13 protein-coding genes and 2 riboswitches are annotated in these 15,151 nt (G+C 61.9%); of the genes, 6 read left to right on the top strand and 7 right to left on the bottom strand.

What is annotated here, in order from left to right; genetic code table 11:
• The first annotated feature begins 396 nt into the window (after window positions 1-396).
• A riboswitch (cyclic di-GMP riboswitch) is annotated at window positions 397-475 on the top strand.
• Window positions 476-536: 61 nt separating this feature from the next.
• A riboswitch (cyclic di-GMP riboswitch) is annotated at window positions 537-613 on the top strand.
• 173 nt (window positions 614-786) lie between these two features.
• The gene (locus JFN93_RS09360) at window positions 787-2,814 is read left to right on the top strand and encodes a fibronectin type III domain-containing protein (protein WP_199383808.1); all 2,028 of its coding nucleotides are present in this window, start codon (window positions 787-789) and stop codon (window positions 2,812-2,814) included.
• A gap of 182 nt (window positions 2,815-2,996) precedes the next feature.
• Here the strand turns inward: JFN93_RS09360 and JFN93_RS09365 are convergent, their stop codons facing one another.
• Window positions 2,997-3,902 carry a LysR family transcriptional regulator gene (locus tag JFN93_RS09365; protein WP_199383809.1) on the bottom strand — a complete coding sequence of 302 codons (906 nt, stop codon included), beginning with the start codon at window positions 3,900-3,902 and terminating at the stop codon, window positions 2,997-2,999.
• A gap of 103 nt (window positions 3,903-4,005) precedes the next feature.
• Between JFN93_RS09365 and JFN93_RS09370 the strand changes: the two genes are divergently transcribed.
• Together JFN93_RS09370 and JFN93_RS09375 are read left to right on the top strand one after the other, a co-directional pair.
• Complete coding sequence (locus JFN93_RS09370) at window positions 4,006-4,758, top strand: class I SAM-dependent methyltransferase (RefSeq protein WP_199383810.1); 753 nt, start codon at window positions 4,006-4,008, stop codon at window positions 4,756-4,758.
• Between the two features lie 13 nt (window positions 4,759-4,771).
• On the top strand, window positions 4,772-5,188 hold the full coding sequence (locus JFN93_RS09375; protein WP_199383811.1) for a thioesterase family protein: 417 nt from the start codon (window positions 4,772-4,774) through the stop codon (window positions 5,186-5,188).
• A 268-nt stretch (window positions 5,189-5,456) separates the two neighbouring features.
• On the opposite strand, the gene JFN93_RS09380 is transcribed toward JFN93_RS09375, so the two are convergent.
• Complete coding sequence (locus tag JFN93_RS09380) at window positions 5,457-6,164, bottom strand: hypothetical protein (protein WP_199383812.1); 708 nt, start codon at window positions 6,162-6,164, stop codon at window positions 5,457-5,459.
• 479 nt (window positions 6,165-6,643) lie between these two features.
• On the opposite strand from JFN93_RS09380, the gene JFN93_RS09385 reads away from it, so the two are divergent.
• Window positions 6,644-7,834, top strand: coding sequence for a PP2C family protein-serine/threonine phosphatase (locus JFN93_RS09385; protein WP_199383813.1), 1,191 nt, complete (start codon window positions 6,644-6,646; stop codon window positions 7,832-7,834).
• An 81-nt stretch (window positions 7,835-7,915) separates the two neighbouring features.
• Here the strand turns inward: JFN93_RS09385 and JFN93_RS09390 are convergent, their stop codons facing one another.
• The gene (locus JFN93_RS09390) at window positions 7,916-8,332 is read right to left on the bottom strand and encodes a DUF3795 domain-containing protein (RefSeq protein WP_199383814.1); all 417 of its coding nucleotides are present in this window, start codon (window positions 8,330-8,332) and stop codon (window positions 7,916-7,918) included.
• Window positions 8,333-8,388: 56 nt separating this feature from the next.
• Window positions 8,389-9,018: a hypothetical protein gene (locus JFN93_RS09395; RefSeq protein WP_199383815.1), complete on the bottom strand. Its 630-nt coding sequence runs from the start codon at window positions 9,016-9,018 to the stop codon at window positions 8,389-8,391.
• 182 nt (window positions 9,019-9,200) lie between these two features.
• Between JFN93_RS09395 and JFN93_RS09400 the strand changes: the two genes are divergently transcribed.
• The gene (locus JFN93_RS09400; protein WP_199383816.1) at window positions 9,201-9,782 is read left to right on the top strand and encodes a TMEM175 family protein; all 582 of its coding nucleotides are present in this window, start codon (window positions 9,201-9,203) and stop codon (window positions 9,780-9,782) included.
• A 176-nt stretch (window positions 9,783-9,958) separates the two neighbouring features.
• On the opposite strand, the gene JFN93_RS09405 is transcribed toward JFN93_RS09400, so the two are convergent.
• Both JFN93_RS09405 and JFN93_RS09410 read right to left on the bottom strand, forming a co-directional pair.
• On the bottom strand, window positions 9,959-10,204 hold the full coding sequence (locus JFN93_RS09405) for a glycine zipper family protein (RefSeq protein WP_199383817.1): 246 nt from the start codon (window positions 10,202-10,204) through the stop codon (window positions 9,959-9,961).
• Window positions 10,205-10,235: 31 nt separating this feature from the next.
• The gene (locus tag JFN93_RS09410; RefSeq protein ID WP_199383818.1) at window positions 10,236-10,697 is read right to left on the bottom strand and encodes a hypothetical protein; all 462 of its coding nucleotides are present in this window, start codon (window positions 10,695-10,697) and stop codon (window positions 10,236-10,238) included.
• A gap of 1,052 nt (window positions 10,698-11,749) precedes the next feature.
• Between JFN93_RS09410 and JFN93_RS09415 the strand changes: the two genes are divergently transcribed.
• A complete protein-coding gene (locus JFN93_RS09415) occupies window positions 11,750-14,740 on the top strand; it encodes a methyl-accepting chemotaxis protein (protein WP_199383819.1) in 2,991 nt (996 codons plus the stop codon).
• A gap of 102 nt (window positions 14,741-14,842) precedes the next feature.
• Here the strand turns inward: JFN93_RS09415 and JFN93_RS09420 are convergent, their stop codons facing one another.
• The gene (locus tag JFN93_RS09420) at window positions 14,843-15,040 is read right to left on the bottom strand and encodes a hypothetical protein (protein ID WP_199383820.1); all 198 of its coding nucleotides are present in this window, start codon (window positions 15,038-15,040) and stop codon (window positions 14,843-14,845) included.
• Window positions 15,041-15,151: the final 111 nt, after the last annotated feature.

Genomic DNA, 15,151 nt, shown 5'->3' on the forward strand with positions numbered 1-15,151 from the left:
CCACCCAGTCCACCCAGTCCACCCAGTCCACCCAGTCCACCCAGTCCACCCAGTCCACCCAGTCCACCCAGTCCACCCAGTCCACCTGTGTCCACCTGTGTCCACCTGTGTCGCAAAAACCACGGCACTGTAGCTGATTTGCCACACCAACCCGCCAAAAACCGCGATTTCACGTCAGTGGCGGCGGCGCCAACGCCGTTTTGTCGGCCCTTTTTATCATGAGCTGGAAGTTAAATCGCGTAGCACCCCTTTGTGGTAGGTATCGGTAAAAACAGACCGTTCGACCGTCCGTGCCGATAACAATGATCAGACCTTCATGATAGCGGCGGGCCTTTTTCGCACGGTTGGCATCCCCGTTGCTAAGTGAAGTGGCGTTACACGAAAAAATGCCGAGATACGCGACAATACTAAACCACCCGCGAGGGTGGGGCGGAAAGCCTAGGGTCTTGAAAACCAAGACAGCCGGGATGCCGAACTATCTATTCAGAGATATCGGTCCCGGCTTTTTTGTTTTCTGACAACCTGAAGCAGTCGATACACGACAATACTAAACCATCCGCGAGGATGGGACGGAAAGCCTACAGGGTCTCTCTGAGACAGCCGGGTCGCCGAAATATCGCTCATGATATTGAGGCCCCGGTTTTTTTGTGCCCGCTCCCGGGCTGGGGCCCATGCGGCACCACTGCCGTAAACCTTGCAGATCAAAAGGAGAAATGAATGGAGAAGCAGTCTTCCAAACATGCAACTCGCTCTCAGCAGGCAACGACAGCCCATCAAGGAGGATCCATGACTGAACTGATCAGAAGGGGCGCTACCGCCATCACCTTGCTTTCCCTGCTCGTCCTCACCTTCATCACCGCCGGCTGCGGCGGCGGCAACAGCGGACTTTCGTCCCAGGTAGTCAGCGGGACCGCATCGGTCGGGGCACCCCTGGCCGGACAGGTAAGCCTGAAAGATTCCTCGGCGACCCCCCAGGTCAAAACCACGGTGATCGCTGCCAACGGCTCGTTCGCCATCGACGTCACCGACATGACGGCACCCTTCATCCTGGAGGCGACCGGAACCGCCGCCGGGGTGAACTACAAGCTGCACTCCTTTGCCGAGGGGGCCGGCACCGCAAACGTCAACCCCCTCACCGAGGCCATTGTCGCGAGCGCCTCGGATGACGGCGATGCCTCCGACGTCTACAGCCATGCCGACCCCGACCGTCTGCACCACATCGGCACCAACCTGCAGGCCGTGGTCAACACCCTGCTGAGCAAGTTGCAGCCGCTCCTCCAGCAGTACAACGCCCAGAACAGCAACCCGATCACCTCGCGTTACATTACCAACCACCTGGGCCTCGATGAGATGTTCGACAACGTGAAGATCACCGTGAGTAACGGCGTCCTCTCCATCACCTTCATCAGGACCGGCCAGGTCATCTTCTCCGGGACCGTCACCGACATCGCCAACGGCGTCTACACCGGCGGCACCGTTCCCCCGCCGATCACCGCACCGGTCCCCCCGACCGGCATCACCGCCACCGGCGGCACGGCACAGGTGAGCCTTGCCTGGGCCGCGGCCAGCACCGCCACCGCGTACAACGTCTACTACTCGACCGCTCCCGGCGTGACCACCGCCACCGGCACCAAGATCCAGGTGACCGGAACCAGCTACGTCCAGACCGGATTGACCGCGGGGACCACCTATTACTATGTGATCACCGCCTTAAACAGCGCCGGCGAAAGCCCGGCCTCCACCCAGGTTTCCGCCACCACGGCCGCTCCGGCCCCGGGCCCGACCGTTCCCGCCGCACCGACCGGCGTGACCGCCGTCGGCGGCACCAAGCAGGTCACCGTTTCCTGGCCGGCGGTTTCCGGTGCCACCTCGTACAACATCTACTACGCCACCACCTCGGGAGTGACGGTCAGCAACGGGACCAAGCTGAGCAACGCCACCAGCCCCGCCGTCCAGATGGGTCTTGCCGACGCCACCACCTATTACTATGTCGTCACCGCGGTAAACAGCGCCGGCGAAAGCGCCGCCTCGGTCCAGGTCGCCGCCACCACCCTCGCCGCCGTCCCGGCTCCGACCGCACCGGCCGCACCGACCGGCGTGAGCGCCACCGGCGGGACCAACCAGGCAACCATCTCCTGGCCGGCCGTAACGGGTGCCACCTCCTATAACATCTACTGGTCGACCACTACCGGCGTCACCAAGACCAGCGGAACCCGCATTGCCGGCGCCACGAGCCCCTACGTCCAGACCGGTCTCACCGCCGGGACCACCTACTACTACGTCGTCACCGCGGTGAACAGCGTCGGCGAAAGTGCCGCTTCCGCGCAGGCCTCCGCCACCACCGCCGCCCCGGCACCCGCCGCTCCGGCCGCCCCGACCGGAGTCAGCGCAGTCGGCGCTACCAACCAGGTGACCGTCTCCTGGTCCGCGGTATCCGGCGCGACCTCCTACAACCTCTACTACGGGACCGCCACCGGCGTGACCGTAGCCAACGGGACCAAGCTCACCGGGGTGACCTCCCCCTACGTCCAGACCGGCCTTGCCGCCGGGACCGCCTACTACTACATCGTCACCGCGGTGAACGCGACCGGCGAGAGCGCCGCCTCGGCGCAAGCCACCGCCACCACCGCAAGTGCCACCCCGGCCTTTGATGCCCTTTCTTACTACAACTCCGTCTGCCTGGGCTGCCACGGCTCGCTCGGACCGCGCACCGCAGCCCAGATCACCGCGGCCATCTCCAGCATCGGGTCGATGAAATCGCTCTCGACCCTGACCTCCGCGCAGATCGCGGCCATCGCCGCCGTCTCTTACTAACCCCAACCCGCTCCGGTTCGGGAGCGGCCGAAAAAAAGCAGGCATCCAGTCCACGCGACTGGGTGCCTGCTTTTCGTTGTGAAAACCGTTACTCCGCCCCTTTGACAAAGGGGAGCAGGGGGGATTTGCCTTTCCTCCTGTCCCTGGTGCCCCTTTGGTCCCTGGTCTTCGCCACCCTGTGGCTAAGACGCCACACCACCCTCCCCGGCGAACCCGACCCCGCTTTGCTTTCCCTCCAGAAAATCCAGAAAAGCCCGCGTTGCCTTGGAGAGATAGGCGTGTTTCTTCCAAACCACCACCGCCTCGACGTACATCGGCGGCGCAAACGGCACCGCGACAAGCTCCGGCTCCTTGACCGCCATCCGGAGCAGCGTGGTCACCCCGCCCCCCCGGGCCGTTACCTCCTTGAGCAGGGGGACCAGGTTGGTCTCGAAGACGACGTTGGGGGTAATGCCGGTCCGCGCCATCGCCTCCCCAAGGTACTGCCTCTGAAAATACCCTTCGCTGAAGAGAAACAGCGGCTCCTGCGCCATCTCCTCGAGGGTGATCGCATCGCGTCCAGCCAGCGCGTGCCCCCGGGCCACGCAGGCGACCATCTCCTCCCGGATCAGGCTTCGGGACACCAGTGAGTCGGGAAACACCCCCGCCGCCACGATCCCGGCATCCAGATCTCCCGATTCGACCAGCGCCTGAATCCGGTTCGCCCCGTCGGAGTAGACCGAAAGCTTGAGGTTGGGGTAGCTTTGCCTGAACTCCGCGATCAGCGCCGGGAAGAAATGGGTTCCCAACATCCCGGGGATCCCCACCCGGATCTCACCCCGCTCCAGGCCGCGAAATTCCTCCATCTCGTGCACGGCCCCCCGCACCAGTTCCTCGATTTGGGCCGCGCGCGGCAAAAACGCCCGCCCCTCCGCGGTGAGGGTGATCTTGCGCTCCTGGCGGTTCAAAAGGGTCACCCCCAGCTCGTCCTCCAGCTTCTGCACCGCGACCGAGAGCGAGGGCTGGGCAATCCCCAGGTTTTCGGCGGCGCGGGTGAATCCGCCGCCCCGGACGATTTCCAGCAGGTACCTGATCTGGCGAAACTCCATACGGTCCTTTCTATAGGCTGTACCTATTGAATAGATATAAATTATATATTTTCTTTATAGCATCGGGGTGTGCTAGATTCCAATTAAAAAGGAGGAGGCCTCCGTGACCCATCGATTCAAGGACCATTTTTCGCAGGTTTCCGCCGGCTACCGGTCGTTTCGACCCAGCTACCCCGATGCGCTGTTCCAGTGGCTGGCGGGGCTCGCGCCGGGTCGGGACTCGGCTCTTGATTGCGGCTGCGGTACCGGCCAGGCGGCGCTCGCGCTCGCCCGGCACTTTGCCGCCGTGGTCGCCGTCGACCCCAGTGCCGAACAGATCGCGAACGCGGTCCCGGACCCAAAGGTAACCTACCGGGTCGCCCCGGCCGAAGCGACCGGGGTGGCGCCGCAAAGCCAGGACCTGGTGATCGCGGCGCAGGCCCTGCACTGGTTCGATCTGGAGCGCTTCTATCCGGAAGTCAGGCGCGTGGCGCGGCCGGAGGGGATCTTCGCCGCCTTCAGCTACGGCCTGATGACGGTGGACCGGGCCGTGGACCGGGTGGTGGGCGAGCTTTACTACGACATCCTCGGCGGCTTTTGGCCACCGGAACGGTGCCACGTGGACGAAGGGTACCGAAGCCTTCCCTTCCCGTTCCGGGAGATCGAGGCGCCCCCCTTTGCCATGAGCGCGCGGTGGGAGTTCCCGCACCTCATGGGATACCTGGCGACCTGGTCGGCGGTGAAGGAGTACCAGGCGCGGGTAGGGGCGGATCCTCTGGCCAAGGTGCGCTCGGCACTGGAAGCCGCCTGGAGCGAAGGTGCCGAGACCAAGGACGTCTTTTGGCCGCTGGTGATCCGGGCCGGAAGCGTTAACTGAAAAGGAGAGGGCGATGAAAGATACCTTGCAGGCAGGTTTGGAGCAGACCCTGAAATACCGCGTTCCCCGGGAGAGAACGGTCCCGTTTCTCTATCCGGAATCGGATCATTTCCGGATCATGCCGGAAGTCTTTGCCACCGGCTACCTGGTCGGCTTTATCGAGTGGGCCTGTATGGAGGCGCTGGCGCCGCACCTGGAAGAAGGGGAGCGGACCGTCGGGACCATGATCAACGTGACCCATGAGGCCGCGACCCCGGTGGGGATGGAGGTGACCGCGACGGTGCGCTGTGTGGAAGTCGACGGCAAGCGCACCGTGTGGGCAGTCGAGGCGCGCGACGAGGTGGACGTGATCGGCCGGGGGACCCACGAGCGCTTCGTCATCAACTATGACAAGTTCACCCAGCGCGTCGCGACCAAGGGGAAAAAATGAGGTGTCCGCCGTCGTTGTGACGATCTCAGCTTCGAGGTCCCTCCTCCCCTGGCGGGAGGGGGTGAGGGGGGGGAAGGTGCCACAGAGCACTGCACGGGAACCCGCGTTCCCCCCTTTGCGAAGGTTCTTCCGGAAATTCGGGGAAGGTGCTTCCTTGAAGTCCAGGCGAGGCTATTACGTCCCCCCCTTTGCGAAGGGGGGGCAGGGGGGATTTGACTCTGTCGCCAACCCCACTTCCCCGCGTGTAGCAAGCGGGCGCTGATGAGCCCTACTTCGGGGGATGGTTCCAGACCGCGGATTTGATCTTCCAGCTTTGGTCTTCCTTGTTGAATAGGACGGTTCCGTTGGTCTCGCTGGTCGTCCCCAGGAAGAGCTTGGTGCCGCGTCCCACCATCACCGCGGTGTCCGCGTCCGGCGAGACCAGGCAGGCGGCCGGACGATATTTCCGCACCGCCATCTCCTGGAGGGAGCGCTTCCGTTTCTGATATTCCGGCTCGCTCAAACCCGCCAGTTTCTCCCGGGTCTTTTCCGCCTGCAGTCGGGTGATCTGCCTGCCCCACTCGGCGAAATCGCCCGCTTCGGCCGCCCGGTTATATCTGGCGAAGCGGGCCAGCAGCTCGTTTTGCAGCCCGGGGGGACAGGGGGTGCTTCCTTCCGGGACCGGCAGCGCGAACGAGCCGGTCCAGGAACCGTTGTCGGAACTCCCGGTTGCCTTGGCCGTGGACCTGGTCCTCGGCGCGGTTGTGGCCGGTTTTTTTCTCCCCGGTGCCAGCGACGTTTTCCCGAGATCGATCTCGTCCACGGGAAAATCCACCAGCTTATCCCCGTTGATGTTCACGAAGAGTGTGTCACCCCGCCGGGTGAAGGATTCGCACTCGATGATTTCCCCGTTTTTGAAATGCACGACCGCGGCCGATGCCGGAGATGTGATAAAGGAAAGCACCTGAATCAGGACGAGCAGGTTTGACAGTTTCATCTCTGGTCTCCTCTTGTTGCCATTGCGCATCTATCCCAGGAATCACAGTCAATGCATCATTTCAGTCAGGGCTTAACAGGTCGTTTCCGCCGGCCTATGACAGTACTGCAGTGATCCGATGTCTGCTGCGGCGTGAAAGGATGATAACAAGTACCATGCCAGTGCCAGTCCGGCTCGTGTTTTCGTATGATTTCAGCTGGTTGCCGAGGCTGCCTCTGGCTCGCTGTAAGGTGCCGGCACTGTCCATATTGTTACAGCCCTCACGCCTGCTGCGAAATCGTCCAGCGAAATCAAGACATTGCGTCCCGCTGTAACAATTTGGACATGTCCATTTTGTTACAGTCGCCTCCTTCCGGCTTTGCACCCGGCTGACGAGAAGGAGAGGGGGACGATGTGATCGGGGGGATCTATTGGTTCAAGAGTTGTCCCGGAGCAGCCGAAAAGGTACAGGCAGGCAATAACGCACCGGCAGGTGGGCCATGAACCGAAACATCCTGGTAGTCGATGACAGCAGAGCCATGAGGGAGGTCATTCCGCGCATCCTGCGCGAGGCCGGCTTCGAGTGCTGCGCGGTGGAAGGGGTCGACCAGGCCCTGGAAGAGCTGGAGCGCGACTCCTTCGGGCTGGTCCTGTGCGACATCGAAATGCCGGGCAAAAACGGCATCGTGCTCTTGAAGGAGATCGTCAGCACGATGAGTGACATCTTCGTGGTGATGCTGACCGGGGTCACCGATCCGGTAGTCGTGATGGAATGCATGCACCTGGGGGCCAAGGACTACGTCATGAAGCCGTTCGATGCGGAGCGGCTCCGGGTGACGGTGAAAAATACCCTGGAGCAGCGCCAGCTTTTCCTGGAGCATCGCTCCTACCAGCTGGACCTGGAGCAGAAGGTGCTGGAGCAGACCGAACAGATCCGGGTAAACCTGGAGGAAAAGGCCATGCTCGCCAAGGAGATGGAGATCGCCCAGGAGATCCAGTCCGCCCTGATCCCGCAGTTCATTCCCGGCACCAGGCGAATCCACTTCGCCACCCACTACCGGCCGGCCGGCGTCCTCGGTGGGGACTATTTCGACGTCTTCTTCCGCGGCGACGGAATCATGGATGTGGTCATCGCCGACGTGGCGGGACACAACGTCGGGTCAGCGTTGATCGTGGCCGAGATCCGCGGCGCCTTCCAGGCGCACTCGGCGGCCGGTCTCGGATGCGCGGAGATGCTGGCGCTGCTCAACGAGTCCCTCTATGACGATCTGACCCGCGCCGGGCTCTTCTTCAGCATGTTCTATCTCCGGCTCGACGAGCGGCGCATGACGGCGAGCTACTCCTGTGCCGGCCACAATCCCGCCCTCTATGTGCATGCCGACGGCAGGGTCGCGGCCCTCGATACCGAAGGCATGATCATCGGCGTGGTGCCGAAGATCAGCTTCGAGGAGCGGTCCCTGCCGCTTTGTCCCGGCGACCGCCTGATTCTCTATACCGATGGCAGCGTGGAGGCCGAAAACCGGGCGGGCAGGATGTACGGGCTGAAACGGCTGGCCCGATCCTTCAAAGAGGGACTGGGCGAAGAGTCCGGAACCGCGCTGCAGCGCGCCCTTGCCGATCTGAACACGTTCACTGAGGGGGTTCCCCTAAAGGACGACCTGGCGCTCGTGGTCGCGACCGTCCGTCATTAAGCAGGTCCTCTGGCTCCGGAAAAACAAAGGCCCCCGACTCTCGGTCGGGGGCCTTCCTGTTCGGGACGCCGCTTTCATCGTTTAGCGCCGATCGGCCCCGCAGGAGGGGCACTGCGCCTCATGCATGGAGAGCAACCCGCCGCACCCGGCACAGCTCCAACGTGCCGCCTCGCCGGCAAGAAAAGCAGCGAGCCCCGCGTCCCTGATCGCTGCCAGATTGTCGATGCAGCTCACCCCGTACCTTTTCCGGTAACGCCGGTCCAGGCGCTGGAGCGGCGGACAGGGAAAGTCAACGCAACCGGAGCAGTTGTCCGAACCCGGTCCTCTGCTGCTGCAGTTCTTGATGGGGCAGGAACAGCGGGTCGGCGGCTTGCCAGCGTCGTCACCGCGGCAACCGGGGCACCGGTTGCTTTCCCGGTTAAAGGCACGGCAGACGCCACAATTCAAGCCGCAGGGCGCAATCATATCCGAGCTGAAGATGGCTGCCGGTTGTCTCATCATGCCCTCCCTGGGTCCCTATCGCGACTCCTCATCGTATTCAGCCTGGTATGTTGCTATTTAAGCCGATTTTGCGGGGCCGGCAGCCCCTCCGGGAAGAGTTTCAACGTGCCGTTCGGGTTGTGGTACGGCAGCGGTTCGATGGCCGGTTTAGGCGGTGGCGCTTCCGATTGAGGAAACGAGATATACACCTCGGGAGCAACGTCATCGGCGTTTTCCTCCAGATTCCGCGCTATATAGACGAAGCCGGCTGCGGTTCCCAAGGTGATGGTGGTAAACACGACAATGTCGCGGTCCCGCGAAGGATGTTCGGAAGGAAAGTCATCGGTCGCACCGGTCAGCCAAACGAGCAAAGCCGCAATCCCGCCAACCGCCAGAAGCGGATACACGATCGACATCGAGGTGTACTGTCCGGCCTTGGCCACGTTGTAGCGGGTGGCGGCGTTTTTGGCGGTGAGTTGTCCGATCGCAACCTCCTGCTGGGCGCCGGAGGGCAGGGTGGCGGTGGCCGTGGCCGTTTCCAAGGGTACTGCCAACTCGCAAGGGGCGGTGCAGGTGCGTCCCCCCGCCGAGATCACCGCACCGGGGGGAGAGGATAGGAAGGAAATGGTCCGGGAGCTGCTGCATCCGGTGGTGAGACAAGCAACGAGGGCTACGGCGATTGCTCTTTGGAAAGGATTCTTCATGCGGTGCTTTCTGGGGAACATTGATGACGTCAGGCTGCTAAAAATCGCTTTTTTCGCGCCTGGAGTCAATCCAAAACAGGCCCTACTGCACCATTTCCTTGAGAGCGGCGTACGTTGTAAAATGAGGGTTATCTGCTTTGGTAGGAGTGTTGATCGAAAGATGACCGAAAAGGGCCGTGCCGATGAACAAGAACCGTATCGAAGCCTTCAGTGACGGCGTACTCGCCATCATCATCACCATCATGGTCCTGGAGATGAAGGCCCCCCAGGGGACCACGCTCGAAGCGCTGCGCTCCCAGCTCCCCATCTTTCTAAGCTACGTCCTGAGTTTTGCCTACCTCGGCATCTACTGGAACAACCACCATCACATGCTGCATACCAGCCATTTCGTCACCGGCGGCATCCTCTGGGCAAATCTCCACCTCCTTTTCTGGCTCTCCCTCTTTCCGATTGGGACCGAATGGATGGGACGAAATCATTTCGCCCCGATACCGACGGCGGCCTACGGAGTGATCCTGCTGATGGCGGCGGTCGCCTACTGGGTCCTCCAGGCGACCATCATCCATAGCCAGGGAGCGGCATCCCTCCTGAAAAAGGCGATCGGGAACGACTGGAAGGGGAAGGGCTCCCCGCTTCTGTACCTGCTCGGCGTAGCCGTGAGCTTCCGATCCGTAGCAATGGCGCAGGCCCTCTACGTTCTGGTCGCGCTCATCTGGCTCATTCCCGACCGTCGAATCGAACGACTGCTGCAACACAAGGAATGACTGAACGAAAGGAACGCAGACGGTGATTGAAGCGCCCTGGCGTCGAAATGGAAGTTGGAAATCACAGGTGGAGGAGCCCCACGTTCCCTCCCTTCAAGGGGGTTGCGCGCGTTAGCGCGAGTTCGCAACACAGGGTGAGGATGGGGTTGATCACGTATCAACCCTGATCCCCCCGGTTATCTGTGCCGATAGTAGCGGCGGTCTCCCGGGTCGCTCAAGATGAAGCCGGTCAGCGCACCGGCGGCGCCGCCCACTGCGGCACCGACCGCCGGGCTCCCGCCGGAGATGGCGCCGAGGAAGGCACCGCCTGCGGCGCCCATGGCACCGCCACTCAAGGTGCTTTGCTGTTGTCGCGTCATGCCGACGCAGCCCAGCGTCAACGTTGTCACTACTACCACTGCCGTATATTTCAACATCTTCATAATGGCCTCCTTGTCGGACACCATGATGTCGCTACGGAGCGTCCGACTTCGATAGCGGCTTGTCCGCGATCCCGGTTTTCAGCTTGGGGCGCACCAGCTGCTGCCAGATCACCCCCATGACCGGAAGACCTGCCTCATCGGGATGCGCGGCATAGAAGGTATCGACCGTCCCGATGACGGTATCCATCGGCACCCCCGCCAGCCCTTCGGCAAGCTTTGCCGAGAATCCCTTACGTTTCAGTTCCGGATGCTTGCTGATCACGTTTTCCTCGATGGTCACCACGTGCCCGATGCCGAGGACGAACGCCAGTTTGGTGTCCGGGCTCATCCCCTGCCACTCGACGCCGGTCAGAACCGGCATCTCCTGGAGGGGCTTGGACGCATCGGTGGACAGCATCGCCTCGGCGCCAAGAGTCGGGGCCGCGCACCCGATGCCCACTATGAGTGACAGCCCAAGGCAGTAAAAGAGAAACGATCGTCTTTGTGTCATCATCTCCTCACCTCCGCTAGACAAGGTAAGTTCCTAAACAACCATTATAGCAAGAACGGACATGAAACAGCGAAGTTATGTCAGTAACCAAGTTTGGCTATGACTGATGAGATGGTGCAGATAGCATAAAAAAACCCCTCTCCGACCTTGCTGCCTACCCTACGGACCTTGTAGGAGCGGCATTCCTGCCGCGATCAAGTCTGTTGGATTAAGGAAGGATGTTGCCTACCCTGTGGGAGCGCCTTTCCAGGCGCGAAAGACCGTACCCGATATCGTCGCCTCAGGCGGATCTCGCCCGCAATGGCGCCCCACACCGAAACGGCGCCTCCCTTGTAGTAGCGGCATTCCTGCCGCGATCAAGTCTGTTGGATTAAGGAAGGAAGCTGCCTACCCTGTGGGAGCGCCTTTCCAGGCGCGAACGACCGCAACCGATATCGCCGCCTCCGGCGGATCTCGCCCGCAATGGCGCCCCACACCGAAACGGCGCCTCCCTTGCAGGAGCGGCATTCCTGCCGCGATCAAGTCTGTTGGATTAAGGAAGGATGTTGCCTACCCTGTGGGAGCGCCTTTCCAGGCGCGAACGACCGCACCCGATATCGCCGCCTCCGGCTGATCGTGCCGGGAACCGCGCGCTCCCCCACGAAATAAGGTCAGCTCCCCGTCCGTTAACTGCAACTATTTCCTCGTAGTTTGTGCGTAATTTCATCCCTTGTCCGACTTTCCCTACACAAAAATAATTTCAATTTCGGTTGGCTGGTGAGACAAATGGTTGAAATGAAACATACTATTTGCAGACCACCCTTGGCTTGGGCGAGCCGGTGCTTCTACCCCCTCGAAAATTCTGCATCTTTGACGCATCGGTTTTTCCCACGTTATAAACGCCACTTGCAGCATTGCTGCAGCCTCACCCACCGCACGGATCCCCCTTGCCCGACCCATTTCCTATGCCGGTTAAACCCGCGTAATCACTGCGGGAATTAAAGTTGTCCCGCCTCTTGCCGAACGTTTACGTCCACGGCAACCATTTTCCCTCGAGAAAAGGAGACGGAGATTTTATGAAGCTTGGTGACATGAACATCGGCACACGCCTCGGTCTGGGGTTCGGCATTATCTTCATCGCACTGGTCGCGGTAAGTGCGATCGGCTACCGGAGCTTGAACCGGATCGACGCGCGACTTAACGACATCGTCGAATTGAGCTACGCCAAAACGAAATTCGCCAACGAGTCCATGATCACCTTCGGCTCGATCATCTCCAGCATCGAAGCCATGACCATCACCCCGGATCCCGCCTCCCGTCAGGAAGAGAAGCGGGCGATCGAGGAAAAACGCGACCGGTACAAAGCTGCCATGGAGAAGCTGGAACGCCTGGAGACCGGCGAAAAAGGGAAACAGCTCCTCGCCCAGACCCATCAGGCAATCGCCGATGCCAAGCAGGTGAACAACAAGGTGATGGAGTTGAGTCTGGCCGGCAACACCGCCGGTGCCGGGCAGCTCTTCGTTCGGGATGCCCGAACCCTCAACGCGAAGCTCTTCGCGAGCTTTGGGGAACTTGTGAAATACGAGGAGGGGCAGATCCAGAATAGTCATGAACAGGCGACCGCGATTTCCCAGCGGGCCCGCACCCTTGAAGTCGGCTTTGCCCTGCTTGCCCTGGGTCTGACGGTCGGCATCGCCCTGCTGCTGACCCGAAGCATCTGCCTGCCGCTGCGCGGGCTCACCGCCAGCGCGGACCGGCTGGCTTCGGGGGACGTCGGTGTCGAGGTCGAGGTATCTTCCGCCGATGAGGTGGGGCAGCTGGCCCGCTCCTTCTCCCACATGGCCAAAAACATCCGGGATGCGGCGCAGGTGGCCCAGGCGGTGGCAGCCGGGGATCTGAACGTTTCCGTGCAGCCGAAATCGGAGTCGGACGTCCTGGCGCAGAGCCTCGCTCAGGTGCTCGCCACCCTGCAGGGGCTGGTGGCCGAATCGGGACGGCTGGCCGAGGCGGCCAAGGCGGGCAACCTGCAGGTTCGCGGCAACACTGACGGTTTCGGCGGGGGCTATCGCGAGATCATCGCCGGGTTCAACGGTACCCTGGACCACGTCACCACCCCGATCGCTGCGGCGCAGCAGATCTTGGGGAAAATGGCGGTGAACGACTTCACCCAGGGGATGACCGGCGAGTTCCAGGGAGACTTCGAACTCTTTGCCGAGAAGGTGAACGGTGTGCGCACCAGGCTTTTGAGCGTGCAGGACCTCTTCGTGCGCTTGGCCCAGGGGGACTTCACCCGGTTGGCGGAGATGAAGGCGGTAGGGAAGCGGTCCGAAAACGACCAGATCATCCCCTCGGTCATCGCCACCATGGACGGGGTAGCCGAGCTGATCGCGGAAATCGAAAGGCAGGCGGCGGCCGCGGCCCGCGGCGAGTTGGATAGCCGCAGCAACGCGGATCGCTTCCCGGGGAGCTATCGTGAGGTGGTGGTCGGGGTGAACCGGATGATGGATGCGGTCGCCCAGCCCTTGAGCGAAGCGGTTTCGGTCCTGGGCCGGATCGCCCTCAACGACTACACGACCACCATGCAGGACGGTTACCAGGGGCAGTTCCAGATCCTGGCCGGCGCCATGGGAGACGTGCGCAAGCGGCTGCTCAACCTCCAGGACATCGCGGACCGGCTTGCGGGGGGCGACATCAGCCGGCTGGACGAGTTCCGAAGGATCGGGCGGCGCTGCGAAAACGACAAGCTGCTCCCCGCCTTTACCAACATGATGGAGACGATCCAGGCCCTCATCAACGAGGTCGGCCTGCTTACCGAGGCGGCGGTCGGGGGACGCCTCTCCTACCGCGGCAACCCGGCTCGGTTCCAGGGGGGATACCGCAGCGTGGTTGAGGGGGTGAACCAGGCGATGGATGCCGTGATCCTGCCCCTGAACATGGCGGCGGACTACGTGGACCGCATCTCCAAAGGCGACGTCCCCCCCGCCATCGTTGAGACCTACAACGGCGACTTCAACCTCATCAAGCAGAACCTGAACCTGCTCGGGGAATCCATGAACCGGATCACCGCCGCCGCCCAGGAGATCGCCCGGGGGAACCTGGAGGTGAAACTGACGGAGCGCTCGGAGCGGGACGAACTGATGCGCGCGCTGGTGGCGATGGTGACCAAGCTGCAGAGCGTGGTTTGCGAGGTCCAGGCGGCGGCGGACCACGTTGCCCGAGGGAGCCAGCAGCTCAGCGCGGGGTCGCAGCAGCTGTCGCAGGGGGCTACCGAACAGGCGGCCGCGGCGGAAGAGGCCTCCTCGTCGATGGAAGAGATGTCCTCGAACATCAGGCAAAACGCCGACAACGGTTCCCAGACCGAGAAAATCGCCGTGAAATCGGCCGAAAACGCCAAAACCGGGGAAAAGGCCGTCGGCGAGACGGTCGTCGCCATGAAGGACATCGCCAACAAGATCTCCATCATCGAGGAGATCGCCCGGCAGACCAACCTGCTGGCGCTCAACGCCGCCATAGAGGCGGCGCGTGCCGGCGAACACGGGAAAGGGTTCGCCGTCGTGGCGAGCGAGGTGCGCAAGCTCGCGGAACGAAGCCAGAAGGCGGCGGCCGAGATCTACGAGATGTCCTCGGTCAGCGTAGACGTGGCGGTGAAGGCGGGGCAGCTTTTCGAAAAGATGGTCCCCGAGATTCAGAAGACCGCGGAACTGGTCCAGGAAATCAGCGCGGCCTGCCGTGAGCAGGATGCCGGGGCGGAGCAGATCAACAAGGCGATCCAGCAGCTGGATCAGGTGATCCAGCAAAACGCGAGCGCCTCCGAGGAGATGGCGTCCACCGCGGAGGAGCTTTCCTCCCAGGCGGAGCAGCTGCAGCAGGTGATCGCGTTTTTCCGGCTGAGCGAGGTCGGTGGCTCAAAGCGCATCGGGGTAAGAAGCGGGAATCCCCCCGAGGGAAAGAAGGTCAACGTCTTGGGACGAAGTGGTCTTACTCCCAAACCGCAGAAAACGGCGGGGTTGGCCCTTGATCTCAACGTGGCTGCCTCCGATTCGGACGCCGAATTCGAGAGATACTAAGGTGGCCTGAGCAGAGCGTCGACCCGCTCGTCGGCCGGAACTCGCGGATAATTTAACCGAATGACGAAAAAAGGGATTAGCCAGCTGGCTAATCCCTTTTTTCTACTCTCCAGACTCGGTGTCCATGACGATCGAAACCTTCCGCGGTTCCGACTCCCAGCTCACTTCCGGGTAGAGGGAGTTCTTGAGCCGCAGGTAGGTTCCGTCGATACCGGCCTCGGCCCACCAGCAGTCCCTGCCGCGGGTGGGGAGGTCGGCGAAGAGGTAGAGATCGTTGTTCTTGTCTCGGGCAAGGTACATGGCGGAACCTCCTCTTGTGTATGAGATGACACCAGTAACTATGTGCAGCTCTCAGGCAGAAGTCAACGCGGTGCGACGGTCGGTTTTTCGTTTCTCTTAGCCGCAGCTGAT

Source organism: Geomesophilobacter sediminis (genome assembly GCF_016458275.1).
Taxonomy (GTDB): domain Bacteria; phylum Desulfobacterota; class Desulfuromonadia; order Geobacterales; family Geobacteraceae; genus Geomesophilobacter; species Geomesophilobacter sediminis.

Excerpts from the sequence above, each read along its gene's own strand:
- JFN93_RS09405 (WP_199383817.1), bottom strand. The coding sequence starts at position 10,204 with ATGAAGATGTTGAAATATACGGCAGTGGTAGTAGTGACAACGTTGACG.
- JFN93_RS09395 (WP_199383815.1), bottom strand. The coding sequence starts at position 9,018 with ATGAAGAATCCTTTCCAAAGAGCAATCGCCGTAGCCCTCGTTGCTTGT.
- JFN93_RS09385 (WP_199383813.1), top strand. The coding sequence starts at position 6,644 with ATGAACCGAAACATCCTGGTAGTCGATGACAGCAGAGCCATGAGGGAG.
- JFN93_RS09415 (WP_199383819.1), top strand. The coding sequence starts at position 11,750 with ATGAAGCTTGGTGACATGAACATCGGCACACGCCTCGGTCTGGGGTTC.
- JFN93_RS09400 (WP_199383816.1), top strand. The coding sequence starts at position 9,201 with ATGAACAAGAACCGTATCGAAGCCTTCAGTGACGGCGTACTCGCCATC.
- JFN93_RS09365 (WP_199383809.1), bottom strand. The coding sequence starts at position 3,902 with ATGGAGTTTCGCCAGATCAGGTACCTGCTGGAAATCGTCCGGGGCGGC.
- JFN93_RS09360 (WP_199383808.1), top strand. The coding sequence starts at position 787 with ATGACTGAACTGATCAGAAGGGGCGCTACCGCCATCACCTTGCTTTCC.
- JFN93_RS09390 (WP_199383814.1), bottom strand. The coding sequence starts at position 8,332 with ATGAGACAACCGGCAGCCATCTTCAGCTCGGATATGATTGCGCCCTGC.
- JFN93_RS09410 (WP_199383818.1), bottom strand. The coding sequence starts at position 10,697 with ATGATGACACAAAGACGATCGTTTCTCTTTTACTGCCTTGGGCTGTCA.
- JFN93_RS09380 (WP_199383812.1), bottom strand. The coding sequence starts at position 6,164 with ATGAAACTGTCAAACCTGCTCGTCCTGATTCAGGTGCTTTCCTTTATC.
- JFN93_RS09375 (WP_199383811.1), top strand. The coding sequence starts at position 4,772 with ATGAAAGATACCTTGCAGGCAGGTTTGGAGCAGACCCTGAAATACCGC.
- JFN93_RS09420 (WP_199383820.1), bottom strand. The coding sequence starts at position 15,040 with ATGTACCTTGCCCGAGACAAGAACAACGATCTCTACCTCTTCGCCGAC.